16 protein-coding genes are annotated in these 14,687 nt (G+C 69.5%); 10 read left to right on the plus strand and 6 right to left on the minus strand.

Going from position 1 to position 14,687, the window contains the following annotated elements; translation table 11 throughout:
• Positions 1-22: 22 nt before the first annotated feature.
• The gene (locus ACQ754_RS07960; protein WP_440996475.1) at positions 23-1,435 is read right to left on the minus strand and encodes a cryptochrome/photolyase family protein; all 1,413 of its coding nucleotides are present in this window, start codon (positions 1,433-1,435) and stop codon (positions 23-25) included.
• Positions 1,429-2,373 (minus strand): MerR family transcriptional regulator, encoded by a 945-nt coding sequence (locus ACQ754_RS07965; RefSeq protein WP_440996476.1) that lies wholly within the window; start codon positions 2,371-2,373, stop codon positions 1,429-1,431. Before ACQ754_RS07965 ends, ACQ754_RS07960 begins: the two co-directional genes overlap by 7 nt.
• A gap of 78 nt (positions 2,374-2,451) precedes the next feature.
• Between ACQ754_RS07965 and ACQ754_RS07970 the strand changes: the two genes are divergently transcribed.
• Positions 2,452-3,222, plus strand: coding sequence for an SDR family NAD(P)-dependent oxidoreductase (locus tag ACQ754_RS07970; RefSeq protein WP_440996477.1), 771 nt, complete (start codon positions 2,452-2,454; stop codon positions 3,220-3,222).
• Complete coding sequence (locus ACQ754_RS07975; protein ID WP_440996478.1) at positions 3,219-3,659, plus strand: nuclear transport factor 2 family protein; 441 nt, start codon at positions 3,219-3,221, stop codon at positions 3,657-3,659. The genes ACQ754_RS07970 and ACQ754_RS07975 overlap by 4 nt, the downstream gene beginning before the upstream one ends.
• 7 nt (positions 3,660-3,666) lie before the next feature.
• On the opposite strand, the gene ACQ754_RS07980 is transcribed toward ACQ754_RS07975, so the two are convergent.
• The 4 genes from ACQ754_RS07980 to ACQ754_RS07995 are packed head-to-tail and all read right to left on the minus strand — an operon-like array spanning position 3,667 to position 8,283.
• Positions 3,667-5,004, minus strand: coding sequence for an MFS transporter (locus ACQ754_RS07980; RefSeq protein WP_440996479.1), 1,338 nt, complete (start codon positions 5,002-5,004; stop codon positions 3,667-3,669).
• A complete protein-coding gene (locus ACQ754_RS07985) occupies positions 5,001-6,218 on the minus strand; it encodes a class I SAM-dependent methyltransferase (protein WP_440996480.1) in 1,218 nt (405 codons plus the stop codon). Before ACQ754_RS07985 ends, ACQ754_RS07980 begins: the two co-directional genes overlap by 4 nt.
• Entirely contained in the window at positions 6,215-6,985 is a 771-nt protein-coding gene (locus tag ACQ754_RS07990; RefSeq protein WP_440996481.1) for a DUF1365 domain-containing protein, read from the minus strand. The genes ACQ754_RS07985 and ACQ754_RS07990 overlap by 4 nt, the downstream gene beginning before the upstream one ends.
• Entirely contained in the window at positions 6,982-8,283 is a 1,302-nt protein-coding gene (locus ACQ754_RS07995) for an NAD(P)/FAD-dependent oxidoreductase (protein WP_440996482.1), read from the minus strand. Before ACQ754_RS07995 ends, ACQ754_RS07990 begins: the two co-directional genes overlap by 4 nt.
• Before the next feature lie 263 nt (positions 8,284-8,546).
• On the opposite strand from ACQ754_RS07995, the gene moaB reads away from it, so the two are divergent.
• The 8 genes from moaB to ACQ754_RS08035 all read left to right on the plus strand — a co-directional run bounded on the left by moaB (position 8,547) and on the right by ACQ754_RS08035 (position 14,664).
• On the plus strand, positions 8,547-9,083 hold the full coding sequence (gene moaB / locus ACQ754_RS08000) for a molybdenum cofactor biosynthesis protein B (protein ID WP_440996483.1): 537 nt from the start codon (positions 8,547-8,549) through the stop codon (positions 9,081-9,083).
• Entirely contained in the window at positions 9,080-9,688 is a 609-nt protein-coding gene (locus ACQ754_RS08005) for a TetR/AcrR family transcriptional regulator (RefSeq protein WP_440996484.1), read from the plus strand. Before moaB ends, ACQ754_RS08005 begins: the two co-directional genes overlap by 4 nt.
• Positions 9,689-9,738: 50 nt before the next feature.
• A complete protein-coding gene (locus ACQ754_RS08010; RefSeq protein ID WP_440996485.1) occupies positions 9,739-10,485 on the plus strand; it encodes a LuxR family transcriptional regulator in 747 nt (248 codons plus the stop codon).
• A gap of 113 nt (positions 10,486-10,598) precedes the next feature.
• Positions 10,599-11,237, plus strand: coding sequence for an acyl-homoserine-lactone synthase (locus ACQ754_RS08015; protein ID WP_440996486.1), 639 nt, complete (start codon positions 10,599-10,601; stop codon positions 11,235-11,237).
• The gene (locus tag ACQ754_RS08020) at positions 11,234-11,611 is read left to right on the plus strand and encodes a hypothetical protein (protein WP_440996487.1); all 378 of its coding nucleotides are present in this window, start codon (positions 11,234-11,236) and stop codon (positions 11,609-11,611) included. The genes ACQ754_RS08015 and ACQ754_RS08020 overlap by 4 nt, the downstream gene beginning before the upstream one ends.
• Positions 11,612-11,655: 44 nt before the next feature.
• Entirely contained in the window at positions 11,656-13,194 is a 1,539-nt protein-coding gene (locus ACQ754_RS08025) for a putative bifunctional diguanylate cyclase/phosphodiesterase (protein WP_440996488.1), read from the plus strand.
• Between the two features lie 76 nt (positions 13,195-13,270).
• Positions 13,271-13,942 (plus strand): ribulose-phosphate 3-epimerase, encoded by a 672-nt coding sequence (gene rpe / locus ACQ754_RS08030; RefSeq protein WP_440996489.1) that lies wholly within the window; start codon positions 13,271-13,273, stop codon positions 13,940-13,942.
• Positions 13,942-14,664, plus strand: coding sequence for a phosphoglycolate phosphatase (locus ACQ754_RS08035; protein WP_440996490.1), 723 nt, complete (start codon positions 13,942-13,944; stop codon positions 14,662-14,664). The genes rpe and ACQ754_RS08035 overlap by 1 nt, the downstream gene beginning before the upstream one ends.
• Positions 14,665-14,687 lie beyond the last annotated feature (23 nt).

Raw genomic sequence — 14,687 nt, forward strand, 5'->3', positions numbered from 1 at the left:
CTATCAGCTGCCGTCGTCGGGATCAGTCGCCCTTGATCCGGGCGAACGCGTCCAGCGCTGCCTGACGGCTCTCACGCAGATCCACCACCGGGGATGGGTAGTCGCGATCCAGGCGCACCCCGGCCCGGGCCAGAACGTTGGCGGCGGCCTCCCACGGGGCATGGCGCTGTCGCGGCGGCAGCGCGGCCAGCTCCGGCACCCAGCGAGCCACGTAGTCCCCGTCGGGGTCGAAGCGCTCGCCTTGCCGGATCGGGTTGAAGATCCGGAAATAGGGGGCGGCATCGGCGCCACAGCCGGCGACCCACTGCCAGCCGAGGGCGTTGCTTGCCGGGTCGGCGTCCACCAGGTTGTCCCGGAACCAGCGCTCGCCGAGCTGCCAGGGCAGGCGCAGGTTCTTCACGAGCAGCGAGCCGGCGACCATGCGCACCCGGTTGTGCATCCATCCCGTGGTACGGAGCTCGCGCATACCGGCGTCGACGATGGGGAAGCCCGTGCATCCGGAGCGCCACGCCGTGAGGAGTTCGCCGGCGGGGTCCGCGCGCCAGGGAAAGCCACGGAAACGCCGATCCAGCGGCTCGTCAGGTAGCTCCGGGTGGTGGAACAAAACATGATGGGCGAACTCCCGCCAGCCGATTTCCGTGCGAAAGGCGGCCGTGCCAGGGCCCTCCGGATCCGCCTCGGTGGTGGCCGCCCACACCTGACGAGGGCTGACCTCGCCGAAGTGCAGGTGCGGTGATAACCGCGAGGTGCCTGGGATGGCGGGGTAGTCGCGGTCGGTGTGATAGCGGGGGAGTGCGTCGGTGACGAAGCGATCCAGCCGCCGCGCCGCCTCCTCGCCCGGGGTCCACGCCTCCCGCAACCCGGTGTCCCAGGGGATGCGTGGCAGCAGGCCGAGGGCCCCCAGGGGTTCGCTCCAGGGGCGTGCCAGCGGCCCTTGCAGGTCGGGTACGGCTAGCGGGGCCTCCGGTTCCCCCAGGCGTCGCAATGCCCGCCAGAACGGCGTGAACACCCGGTAGTCGCTGCCCTGTCCGGTGCGGACGGTCCACGGCTCGTGGAGCAGATCGGCCTTATGGCTGTGCACGTCGACGCCTGCGTCACGCAACGCCTGCTTGACGTGCCGGTCACGCCGGATAAGCGGTGGGTCATACAGGCGGTTCCAGCGCACACCCTCCGCCCCGGTCTCGTGGATCACTCCACGGAGCGTCTCCAGCGCCGGGCCCCTGCGGATGATCAGCGCCAGGCCGTGACGCCCCAGGGAGGCATCCAGCGCCGCCAGGGCGTGGTGGAGCCACCACCGCCCGGCGCCGCCTTGCCGGTCTTTGGCCTCCGGATCGTGGATGTAGATGGGGCAGACCGCGCCGTCGCGGGCCGCTGCCACGAGGGCGGGGTTGTCCGCCAGGCGCAGGTCGCGCCGGAACCAGACCAGGGTCAGCATCCGGATCGCAGCAGGGTCCGAATGGCGCCGATGCCCGCGGACTCGGCCTCCGGCAGCGCGTGGGCGCCGGCACGCTCCACGGCGGGGCGCCGCTGCGCAGCGACTGCACCGGCCACCGCCACCGGGCAGGGTGCGGCAGCGACCAGCTCCTGCAGAGATTCCTCTATGTTCGCGGCGTGGCCGCCCTCATCGAACAGGAAAATGCCCCGGGCGTCGGCGCGTCGCGCCACGTGGGGGATGGGCCGCAGTGGCATGTCCCCGCCGAGCAGCACGATCCGGTAATCATAGGCGGTGGCCTCGAGGCAGAACAGCAGCAGTGCCGTCTCGGTACATTCGCCGGGCAGCCCTGCGGCGACCAGTCGTGGACCGCGGGCCCGGGCCCCCTGGTGGTGCAGGCGGGCCCCGAGCTTGTTGCGCATGAATGCGTGAAAGAAATGCGCCTCGGCGGCGGCCTCGCCTTCCGGGCTGTCCGCAGGGGCGCGGAAGTCCTCCGCCAGCGGCCGTACCAGCTCCCGGGTCACCAAGTGCACGGGGTACAGCGAGAGGGCCTCGCTGTATGCCGTCTCTAGGGCCGCCGTGTCGAAACGGGCCACCGCCTGCAGCATGCGCTCTCGGAAGCCTTGCCACGGCTCGCTCGCGGAGCGCCCCTCGGGCGTTGCGGCGGCCGTGGCGATCTCGTCATCGAGCAGCCGCCGTGTTTGGCCGATGGGGATGCCCTGGTCCAGCAGGGAGAGGACCTGGCGGATGCGCTCGATATCGGCCTCGGCGTACAGGCGGTGACCCTTAGGCGTACGTTTCGGCCGGATCAGGCCGTAGCGGCGCTCCCACGCCCTCAGGGTCACCGGGTTGACGCCGGTGAGCGAGGCGACCGTTCGGATCGGGTAGAGCCCCTCCGTGCCGGGTTCCCCCGGGGCCTCCCGTGGATCGGATTCCGGCATGCGTTTCTATGCTCCTTCGCTGGCCCCCAGGAGTGTACAATAATATTGTACAACACTGGCGGCGCTACGGGGACTGCGATGACAGCCACGATGACAGAGGGCCCGGACGGCCGTCTCGCCCTGATCACGGGGGCGAGTAGCGGTATCGGTGCCGCCCTGGCCCTCGCCCTCGTCCGGCGGGGCTGGCGGGTGATTATCGCCGCGCGCCGGCGCGAGGTGCTCGACGAGCTCGCCGCCCGGGCCCCGGATGCGCTGATCCCCCGCGTGCTGGATGTCACCGACCCTTCCGCCTTCACGGAAACGGTGGCGGCGTTGGAGGCGGAGCACGGCGAGCTCGACACCGTGGTCCTGAATGCCGGCGACTACGAGCCGGGGGGGCTGGACGCCCTGGAACCCGCGATGTTCGAGCGCATCATGCGGGTGAATTATCTGGGGGTGGTGCACGGCCTCGCCGCATGCCTGCCGCCAATGCGCCGGCGATGCCGCGGCCAGATCCTGGTCACCGCCAGCCTGTCGGCCTATCGTGGCTTGCCCGGCGCGGCCGCCTACGGCGCGAGTAAGGCGGCGGTGCTCAATCTCGCGGAATCCCTCCGCCCGGAGGCCGAGGCCGCCGGCGTCACCCTCCGGGTGATCAACCCGGGATTCGTCAAGAGCCGGCTTACCGACAAGAATGACTTTCACATGCCGCAGCTCCTCACCCCCGAGGTGGCGGCCGCCCGCATCCTCCGGGCTATCGACGGCGGTGGGTTTGAGATCGCCTTCCCGTGGAGACTGACCTGGACGCTCAAGCTCCTGCGTTTGCTTCCGTACCGGCTGTACTTCGCGCTGACCCGCCGGTTGCTCCGATGAGCCCAGCCCACCGCTACGCCGCCTTCTTCGCCACCCTGGAAGTAGCCGATCTCCGGCGCCTTGAGGACGTCCTCTCTCCGGAAGTGCGTTTCGTGGATCCGTTCAATGACGTCCGCGGCGTGGCTGCTGTGCGTGCGGTCTTCGAGCATATGTTCGCGGTCGCCGACGAGGCCCGTTTCGAGGTGCTCGAGGTGCTCGAGGGTGAGGCCGTGTCCTATCTGCGCTGGCGGCTGCACCTGCGTTTGCGCGGCGAACGTCCCGGCACCGCCCCCATCGAGGGTGTCTCCCGGGTGGTGTTCGACCCCGATGGACGGGTGCAGGAGCATGTGGATTACTGGGATGCCGCGGCGGGGCTGTATGGTCGGTTCCCCGTGATCGGCGGCCTGATGGGATGGCTGCGCCGGCGGATCGCCAAGGCGGCTCGATGCCATCGCTGAATGCCCCTCAACCGGTCCGGGGCGGGATGGGCACCACTGTCGGCATGTCGCCGGGCTCGACCGCCTCCCGAAGGCGGGCCTGAACCTCCCGATCTACCGGGAAGCGCCACACGAGCATGGTGGCGGCGATCTTGAAGGGGATGGGGAGCGCCCCGTAGAACAACGCCAGCGCGAAGGTGTCGCCCGCCTCGGGCCCCTCCGCGGAAAAGCCCAGTAGCTCCAGCAGCGGGAAGGCGATCCCCACCGCGGCCGCCAGTGCCAACTTGGTGGCCATGTTCCAGAGCCCGAAGTACAAGCCGGTGCGGCGGTCGCCGCCGCGACTGGTGTCCAGATCCACCAGGTCCGCCTGCATCGCCGCGGGCAGTGCCATATCCACGGCCACGCTCACCCCGGAGAGCGCACAGATCACGCCAAAAGCCACCACGTCCCCCGGCCCGAGGAACGGGACCCAGGCGAACACCGCGGAGGCCCAGATCATGGAGATGGCCCAGCTTCGATGCTTGCCCAGCCGCCGTGACAGCCACAGCCAGCCGGGCAGGGCGACGATGCCGCATACGAAGTAGATCACCAACAGTGCCCCCGTGGCCGCGGGGGCATCGAGGACGTGGGCGACAAAGAGCAGGAACAGCGAGGCCGGCAGGCCGTTGGCGAGGCCGTTGAGCACATAGGCGGCGAGCAGGCGGCGGAACGGTCGGTTGCCCCTTAGCAACTGCCATCCCTGCCGCCAGCCGGAAGGGTGCCGGGGCCCGGACGGCGGTTCGGGCACGGTGACCAGGGTCACCACCAGGCACAGCGGCAACAGGGCGGTCAGTACCACGGCCAGACCGGCCAGGGATGCGGCGTCGGCGCGGCCGCCGCCTACCGCGGCGGGCCAGGCGATGGCGATGAGGGTGCCCGCCAGCATGAACCCCTCGCGGCTCGCAGTGATGCCGGAGCGTTCGTCATAGTCGGTGGACAGCTCCGCCCCCCAGGCGGTGTAGGGCAGGGATACGAGAGTCCAGCCGAGATAGGCCGCCAGGGCCCAGGCGAGCAGCCAGGGCAGCGCCACCTCCGGCGGGGGGTGGAAAAGCTGCCAGGCGCTGACCAGCAGCAGCGGCGCACCGGCGACGATCAGCGGGCGGCGGCGACCCCAGGGGGTGCGCAGCCGGTCGCCGAGGACGCCGATCAGGGGGTCGGTGATCATGTCCCAAAGCCGCGCCGCCAGCAGCGCCGCCCCCACCGCGGCCAAGCCAAGGCGCTCGCCGTAGACGCCGGGCAGGAAGACATACATGGGTATGCCCAGCACCGCTAGTGGCAGTGCGGGGAGCCCGTAGAGCAGGCGCACCCGTCGAGACGCCCTCGTCATGCGGGGGGCCGTTGCAGAATCAGGCGCTGGAGATCCACCCGACCGATACGGAAGCCGGCCTCGCAGTAGGCCAGGTAGTAGCGCCACATGCGGCGGAAGCGCCGGTCGAAGCCCTGCGCCCGGACCGTGTCCTCCTGGGCCCGGAAGCGTCGGTGCCAGCGTGCCAGGGTCTCGGCGTAGTGATCGCCGAGGCCGTCGCAGGCGAGCACCCGCAGCCCGGCGGTCTCCGCCTCGGTGAGCAGCCGCTCCCGGGTCGGCAGCATGCCGCCGGGAAAGATATAGCGCTGGATGAAGTCCGGGTTGCGCCGGTACGCGGCGAAGTGATCGCCATCGATGGTGATGCTGTGCAGGCCGATCCGGCCGCCGGGGCGCACGTGGCGGGCGAGTGCAGCGAAGTAGCGCGGCCAGTAGGCCTCGCCCACCGCCTCGAGCATCTCGATGGAGACGACGTGGTCGAAGCAACCCTCCAGGTCGCGGTAGTCCTGAAGGCGTAGCGTCACCCGTTGTTCCAGCCCCGCCGCCGCCACCGCCTCCCGTGCCCAGGCGAGTTGTTCGGCGGACAGGGTGATCCCGGTGACATGAAATCCGCGCTCGGCGGCGCGCAGTGCGAAACCGCCCCAGCCGCAGCCGATCTCGAGGATGTGGGCGCCCGGGCCGGCGTCGAGGCCATCGATGAGGGCGTCGTACTTGGCCCGCTGCGCCTCTGCCAGGGGCTGCCCGGGATGAGTGAACAGCGCCGCCGAGTAGGTCATGGTCTCGTCGAGCCAGAGCCGGTAGAAGTCGTTGCCGAGGTCGTAATGCGCGGCGATGTTGCGGCGGCTGCCGCGCAGGGTATTGCGGTTGCGCCAGCGGTGCACGGTGAGCTCGGCGGCGGTCAGCAGGCGCGCCTCGCGCTGGCCGAAGGCGGCCTCATTGTCCGCCATCACCGACAGTAGCGCGGCCAGGTCCGGGCTGTCCCAGTCCCCCGCCATGTAGCCCTCGGCGAAGCCCTCCGCGCCGCGGGCGGCACAGCGCAGCAGAAGCCGCCCCGGGGCCCGGAGGTGGAGCGCTCCCTCGCCACCGGCCTCGGCCCCGACGATCCGGAACCCCCGGCCATCGGGAAGGGTCCCGCTGAGGGTGCCGCAGCGTAGGCGCTGCAGATGGCCGAGGAGTCGGGCCGCCGCAAAGGGGGTGTCGGGTGGCAGCCGACGCAGGGACTCGGTGGTTGTGCTCATCGCGTAACCTCCTCGGCCGGTGGTTCGGGACGGCGATGAAGCCGTCCGCCACGGGCCCAAATCTTCAGTGCCTGCCAATGGATGGCCGTGAGGACCTTGACGGTCATTAGCGGCATCGCCGCCACCACCCGGAGCAGTGCCGCGTCGGTGGCGGGACGGCGGTAACCGCGTTCGGTCGCTACCAGGGTGGCCGGCCCGTCCGGGTCGCGGTGGTAGGTGATGACGGTGGAGCTGCGTTCCCCCGGTGGCTCGATGCGGAAGCGGTATTGGCCCGCGACCGGCAGGAATGGGGAGACGTGGAACACCTTGGCATGGCGGTCGCGCACCGGTGTCCGCAGCGGCCGCCCCTCGTCGTGGAGCAGGTAGCAGTGGCGATCCCCGAAGGTGTTGTGGACCTCGGCGATCACCGCTACCAGCGTGCCGTCGCTGCGGTGGCAGAACCACAGCGAGAGGGGGTTGAAGACATAGCCCAGCACGCGGGGGTAGCACAGCAGCCGTATCGTGCCACCGCCCAGCCGGATCCCGCTGCCGGCCAGCACGGATTCCACCCAATCCCGCCATGAGCCTCCGTCCGCGGGCCCGTGGTCGCGGTCGTACAACGCGACCAGGTTGAACCGATTATGGGAGAACCAGCGTCGTCGGGCCGCGGCCTCGTCGAGTCGATCGATGTCGGCGAGCACCGTGAAGGTGCGATAGCGGAAGCGATAGGCGGGCGCGGCCAGTCGCCGGTGCACGAGCGCGCCGGTATACAGGGCGAGGTCGCTCATGCGCGCCCCCGCGTGGGCGCTGCTGCCGCCTCCCAGGGAGGGGCGCAACCGAGGCGGCGGGCCACGGCCACAGCGGAGGCCAGGGCGTCCTCATGGAAGCCATAACCGAAGTAACTGCCGCACCACCAGATACCTCGACGCCCCTGAATCCGCGGCAGCAGGCGCTGGGCGCGCATGGCCCCAGCGCTGAAGACGGGATGGTCGTACTGCATGCGCCGAATCACCTTGGTGGGCTCGGGTCGGCGGAGCGGATTGAGGCTGACAAAGAGCTGCTCGCTCGTGGCCGGCCGTTGCAGGCGGTTCATCCAATAGGTCACCGAAACGGGACGGGAGCCGTCCGCCGCGCGCTCGGTGAGGTGATTCCACGAGGACCACACGCTGCGCCGTCGGGGCATCAGGCCTGGATCCCGGTGCAGCCACGCCTCGTTGCGCTGATAGCGGAAGGCGGAGAGCAGGGTGCGCTCCCAGTGGGTCGGTGCCTCCAGCATGGCCAGGGCCCGGTCGGCATGGGCAGCGATCACCACGGTGTCGTACCGGCCGAGCTCGCCGTCGTCACCGAAAAGCCGCACGCCGTGGCCCGCGCTGCAGACCCTGCGCACCGGGGTGGCCGTGTGGACCCGACCCAGGCCGGCGCGCATCCGCTCGATGTACTGCCGGGAGCCCCCGGTGACGGTGCGCCACAGCGGCCGGCCGGATAGCTGGATCAGGCCATGATTTTGGAAGAAGCGCAACAGGCTTCGGGCCGGAAAGGCCAGCATCTCATCGGGGGGGCAGGACCAGATCGCCGCGCTCATGGGCAGGAGGTAATAGCGCCGGAATGCCTCGCCGAGCCCCAGGCCCTCCAGGAATTCCCCGAGGGTCACGCCAGCGGTGGGCTCGCCCGCGGCCAGGGCCTGCTCGGCGGCACGATTGAAGCGCAGGATGTCCCCCGCCATGCGCCAGAAGGTGGGGCGCACCAGATTGCGTCGCTGGGCGAACAGGGTGGCGAGCCCGTCGCCGGCATACTCCAGGTCCAGGTCCGCGGCGGAGAAGCTAAAGGACATGTCCGATGGCTGAGTGGCGACGCCGAGCTCATCGAATAGCCCGGTGAGGTGGGGGTAGTTGCGCTCGTTGTACACGATAAAGCCGGTGTCGACGGCGACACGGCCGTCGCTCACGTCGCAATCGACGGTATGGGAATGGCCACCCAGTCGCTCTTCGGCCTCGAACAGCGTGACCCGGTGTTGCCGTGCGAGCAGCCACGCCGCCCCCAGCCCCGCAATGCCACCGCCGACGACCGCAATCCGTTTCTCGCGCATTCCGCGTTACCTGTCCATTAATGGTACAGGTATTGTACAGGATAAATCGGGGTGAACGGCACAAAAAAACGGGGCGCCCGGTGAAGGGCCACCCCGCAATGCTTGAACTACCCGCAAGTCGCGAGATCCGTCGCGACGGGGAGACTCTACCCCACGGAATCACGAATCGCAACCGTTCGCATTTATATTGTATGCCTTCGGTGTCGCCTCCCTTCCCGCTATCATGGTAAGAATCACGACGGAATCCTGAGTGAGGGGAAGACATGCACAATGCGTGCTCCGAGTTTCGTGCCCTGCGCGTCGCGGTGCTGACCATCTCCGATACCCGCGGCATCGACGAGGACCGCTCCGGCGCGCTGCTCTGGGAATTGGTGGCGACCTCGGGGCACGAGCCGGCGTACCGTGAGATCGTCCCGGATGATCGCTACCGGATACGGGCGGTGCTTTCCGGCTGGATCGCCGATGCCGACGTGCAGGCGGTGCTCACTACGGGGGGGACGGGCTTTACCGAGCGGGACGGCACCCCGGAGGCAGTGCGGCCCCTGCTTGATGTGGAGGTCGAGGGATTTGGCGAGATGTTTCGCCGTCTCTCCGCCGACGAAATCGGTACCTCGACCATACAGTCCCGGACGCTGGCGGGATTCGCGAATCGCACCTTCATCGCCTGTCTGCCGGGTTCGACGGGCGCCTGCCGCACCGCTTGGGAGGGTATCCTCGCCACCCAGCTCGATGTGCGTCACCGTCCGTGCAATCTCGCCGAGCTGGTGGTCTTCGGCAGCCATGCCGGGGGCGGCGCATGAGTCGCCGACCCCGGGGTGAGACCCGGCGGGCGATCGTGGATAGCGCCCAGCGGCTGATGCAGCGACGCGGGTTTCACGGCTTCAGTTACCACCACGTGGCGGAGATCCTCGGTGTCCGTACGGCCGCGATCCATTACCACTTCCCCACCAAGGCGGATCTGGGTGTGGCGGTCATCCGCCGGTTCCGCGAGGATTTCCGCTGGTGGTGGCGTCAGCAGCTCGGCCGTGACGCGGGCGCGGCGGAGCGGTTGGAGGCCTATTTTGCGTTGGACGGGCACTATGCGCAGGATGACCGGGTGTGTCCGCTCGGCGTCGTCGGCGTGGAGCGGGCGGGGCTGCCGGTTCCCGTGTGCCGGGAGGCTGCCGCTTTGCTGGAGGAGGTCACCGGATTCCTTCAGGAGACCCTGGAGGCGGGACGGCGTGAGGGCACGATGACGATCCCGGGGGATGCCACCGCGGTGGCCCGGCAGGTGCTGGCCGCCACCCAGGGCGGGCTCCAACTCGCCCGGCTGGCGGGGGACGACGCCTACCGGTCGGTACTCGACGGGTTGCGCCAGACCCTGGGCATGGCCGACGTCGAGGCGCCCACGCGGATGGTGGGCTAGACAGCGCGCGGACCCGCCAGGGGGGCGGCAACCGGGCCGAGGGGGGGACTATGGCGGATGAGCGGCTCACCGAGCTCATCGAGGCGAGCCTGTCCGCGGATAGCGTGGAGGCGCTCCACGATCTCTGTGACCGGGCGGCGCGGCTCTACGGCTTTGATCACTTCATCTACGGGGCCCGTTTCCCCAGCTCCCTGACCCGGCCGTTCGTGATGGTGATCAGCGGCCACCCGGATGAGTGGCGGGAGCGCTATCAGCGCCACGGCTATATCGCCCTGGACCCGGCGGTGCAGCACTCGGTCAGCCATACCCGGCCGGCGCGCTGGAGCGAGTTCCTCGCGGCCCCGGACACCCCCAGCGCCTCTGCGGAGGTGCTCTTCGAGGCCGCGGAGTTCGGCCTGGCCAGCGGCCTGTGTCTGCCGGTGCGCGGTAGTCGCGGCGAGGTGGGGTTGTTGAGCTTCTCCAGTGAGCGACGGGGCTCGGTGGCCGAGCGCGATTTCATCGCCGCCCAGCCGGAGCTGTTCCTATTCTCCAGCTATATCCATGAGGCGGTCTGTCGGTTGCTCCAGCAGGGTGACCTGCCGTATCGACCGGCCCAGCTGACCCGCCGGGAGCGCGAGTGCCTGCTGTGGGCGGCGGAGGGCAAGACTGCCTGGGAGACCGCCGCAATTCTCGGCATCAGCGAGCGCACCGTGGTGTTCCATCTCAACAACGCCGCCCACAAGCTTGAGGTCAGTTCCCGCCAGCAGGCGGTGGCCCGCGCCGTGGCCCAGGGGCTGATCGCTCCAGAGCTCTCGTGAGTCCCCGTCGCCGGCGATTGCCGGGAGCAACCTGTCAGATCTGACAGTTATCCCGCCGGCCCACAGGTCGTTGAATAGTCCCGGAGCCCATAACGAAAGAGAGGCACCGGGTCATGCAGTCACAGATCCTCGTAGGCCGGCCTTCCGAGCCGGTTTTTCCGCCGCCCGCCCTGGATGGCTTGTACCGTTTCCGCCATCGTGTCTTCCACCAGCGCCTGGGCTGGGAGGTCTCGAGCGCGCGTGGCCGGGAGATGGACGAGTACGACGATCTCGATCCCGTCTACATCGCTTACCGGCGCGGCGCCGAGGAGGTCATCGGGACATTCCGGCTGTTGCCCACCACCGGTCCCTATATGCTTCGTGACGTCTTCCCGCAGCTGCTGCGCGGTGAGCCCCTCCCCTGCGCCAGCGATGTCTGGGAGCTCTCGCGCTTCGCGGTGGAGCCGGAGGACCCCTCGGCGAGGGTGCAGGCGAGCTGCTCGGCGACCACCCTTTCGCTGATGCAGGCCTGCTATCGCTATGGCGTCGACAACGGCATCCGCGAGTACGTGATGGCCACCAGCGTCGCCGTCGAGCGCATGCTCCGGGGGCTGGGGCTGAACCTGGTGCGCTTCGGCGACGGGAAGGCGGTTCGAATCGGCCGGGTGCTCTCGGTGGCCTGCCGCCTGAGCATTGACGATGCCCTCGGTCGGGCCCTCGGCGTGAGGGGGCCCGACGTCGCCGAGGGCGAGGTTCGGAAGGAGGTGGCATGAAGCTCCTGATCGTGGATCTCCGCCGCCGTCCCCAGCCGTTGACCGAGGCCCTGACCGCCTCACCGTTATGGCGGGTCGTCCAGTGTCGGGACCTGCCCGACGCGGAGGCGGCGCTGGCAGTGACGGCGTTCGACTACGTGCTCGTCGACGCGGACGACGAGGCCACCCTCGCGGCCGCCAATCACCGGCTGCGGACGCTGGCGAATGGTGGTCCGTCGCGGGTGGTCGGCATGCCCGCCGGCTCAGTGGTCGAGCTGCCGGTGGGCGATGGCGGTGCCCGCTACGGTTGCCGTAGCGGTGCTGCCCCGGAACGAACGCGAGGGGACAACCCATGGGTCTTCGAGTACCACGCGCCATGTCGCAACACCGGGTGAATCGGGCCGAGGGCGTCGCGTCCCCGCCAAGGGGAGTCCATCGGGTGTTGCTGGACGATCGGGGCCGGGTGGAGGCGCTGCTGGCCGAGCCACCCCGCGCGCTACAGGGGCTGGCGCCCGGGGAGCGGATCGATGCCTGGCTCATCGACGTGGCGCTGCCATCGCGGCCGCTCTCCGGATGCTTGCCATCCCTGCGCAGCGGCTGCTCCGCGGTCTATCTGACGCTTTGCTGTGTGGCCGATCCGAGCCACCGCTTCGCCGCGCGGGTGATCCCGCTGGCCGGCGGGGCGATGGCACTTGAGCTGGAGCCGGATCCGCAGGGCGGCGGTGCCTCATCGAAGCCCCGACTCGATCGGGCCGATTTCATCGCGGGCCTGGAGGCCGCGGCGGCTTCCGGGGACCCGGTGGCGGTCGGCTGCGTCGACATCGACCGGCTGCGGCAGATCAACCTCGGCTATGGTCACGGCTGCGGCGACATGGTCGTCGCGGAAGTCGGGCGCCGGCTCGTCGAGCTGGCCGGCGATGAAGATCTTGTGGCGAGGCTCGGTGGCGACGAATTCGGCGTCCTGCTCCGGGGGCCGGCGACGCTGGAGCGCGCCGAGGCGATGGCCGAGTCCCTGGATCAGACCATGCGACGCCCCATTATCTGTCAAGGCGAAGAACTGGTGGTCACCGTCTCCGCGGGCTTCTCCGCGCCGTGTGTACCCCGTGCCCCGGAGGCGCCCCTCGCGGCGGCGGAGGCGGCGTTGCAGCGCGCCCGCGGGCTGGGGCGTTCCTGGATACTGTTCGAGCACGATGGGGCGGATTCGCCGGATCCGCGCTCGGCGCGGGCCGTGGCGCTGGAGCTCGGCCTCCATCGGGCCCTTGCCGCCGACGAGTTCAGCCTCCTCTATCAGCCCATTATCGATCTGGACAGCGGTGCCCTGGTTGGGGTGGAGGCGCTGCTGCGCTGGAGCTGGGACCAGAACGACAACATCCCGCCGGATCAGTTCGTGCCGGTGCTCGAGGACACGGGCCTGATCCGGCCGGTGGGGGCGTGGGTGCTTCGTCGCGCCTGCCAGGAGGTGGCCGCCGCGGGCGACGCGCCAGGGAGTGCCCCGGAGCTGTCGGTGAACGTCTCGGTGGAGCAGCTCTATGATCCGGCGTTCGTCGATACCGTCGCCGCGGCACTGCAGGATGCAGGTCTGGCCCCCGAGCGGCTGACCCTGGAGCTCACCGAGCACCGGCTCATCGGCCATAGTGCCGCGGTGGGGGAGACCCTCGCCCGGCTGCGTCGACTGGGCGTGAGCCTGGCCATCGACGACTTCGGCACCGGCTATTCCTCGCTGGCCTATTTGCGCGAGCTGCCGGTGCAGGCACTGAAGGTGGATCGTAGCTTCGTCCAGGGCCTGTGGCAGGACGAGGCGGGCCCCATCATCATGCACTCCATCGTGTCCATGGCCAGGGAGTTGGGCCTGTTGGTGGTGGTGGAGGGGATCGAGTCCACTGAGGAGGCGCGCTTTCTCGAGCGCTGGCCGGGCCTGCTCGCCCAAGGGTATCTCTATGGTCGTCCGGCGCCCATGGCGGAGCTCGTCACCCGCTAGGGGCGGCGGCGCGGCTGCAAACCCCGGCCGGCTGTTGTAAAGTGCCCGACTTTACGACAGCCGGTTGGGTTTGCTGATGGCGGATTTCCGGATCGCCCCCTCCATCCTATCCGCGGACTTCGCGCGCCTCGGCGAAGAGGTGGATGCCGTGCTCGCCGCCGGCGCCGATATGGTCCATTTCGACGTGATGGACAACCATTACGTGCCGAACCTCAGCTTCGGTCCGGTGGTCTGCCAGGCGCTGCGGGACCATGGCGTTACCGCCCCCATCGACGTCCACCTAATGGTCAAGCCGGTGGACCGCCTCATCCCCGAGTTCGCCGCCGCCGGTGCGAGTTGGATCACCTTCCACCCGGAGGCGAGCGAGCACGTTGACCGCACTCTGCAGCTGATTCGCGATCAGGGCTGCCGCGCGGGGCTGGTGTTCAATCCGGCCACTCCGTTGGAGTGCCTGCCCTGGGTGATCGACAAGGTGGACATGGTCCTGATCATGTCCGTGAATCCCGGTTTCGGCGGTCAGGCGTTCATCCCCCGTGCCCTGGACAAGCTGCGTGCTGCGCGCCGGATCATCGACGACAGCGGGCGTGACGTGCGCCTGGAGATCGATGGCGGGATTAAGGCGGGCAATATCGCCGAGGCCGCACAGGCCGGGGCGGATACCTTCGTTGCCGGGTCGGCGATCTTCGGCGCGGCGGACTACCGCGCCGCGATCGACGAGATGCGCGCGCGTCTCGCCGAGGTGGCGTGATGGGGCTCGCACGTCCGTCCGCGGTCTTCTTCGACCTCGACGGGACTCTCGTAGACAGTGCCCCGGATATCGCTACCGCCGTGGACCGGCTGCTCATCGAGCTGGGGCGAGAGCCGGTGGGCGAGGATCAGGTGCGCCATTGGATCGGCAATGGTGCCCGCCGACTGGTGGCCCGGGCGCTGGCCGGCCAGCGGGAGATCACCGAGGAGCCACCGGGGACCGGCGAGGCCCTGGCACGGTTCCTGGTGCTTTACCGCGAGCACCTCGTGGAGCGTACCACCGTCTATCCGGGGGTGCGGACGATGCTGGCGGCGCTGGCGCAGGCGGGTCTGGCCATGGCCGTGATCACCAACAAGCCAGAGGGCCTGGCCCGCGCACTGCTCGAGGAGATCGGGCTGGCCCGGTACTTCGGCGTGATCCTGGGCGGTGACAGCCTGCCCGTGAAGAAGCCGGATCCGCAGCCACTGGCCCATGCCGCCGGTCTCCTGGGGGTGGCACTCACGGACTGCTTGCTGGTGGGCGACTCCGATGCCGATCTGCAGGCGGCGCGGGCCGCGCGGATCCCCATGGTGTGCGTGCCCTATGGCTACCGGGACGGTGATGATATCCTCTTCTCCGGCCCGGCGGCGGTAGTGCAGCGTCTTGATGAGCTCCCGCCGCTGATCGGGATTCGAGACACCGGGGAGACACCGCGGCCCGCTCATGGCAATGCGCAGCGATAACAGGATCGACCCTCACCGCCGGC

Source organism: Arhodomonas sp. SL1, from assembly GCF_052060015.1.
Lineage (GTDB): Bacteria > Pseudomonadota > Gammaproteobacteria > Nitrococcales > Nitrococcaceae > Arhodomonas.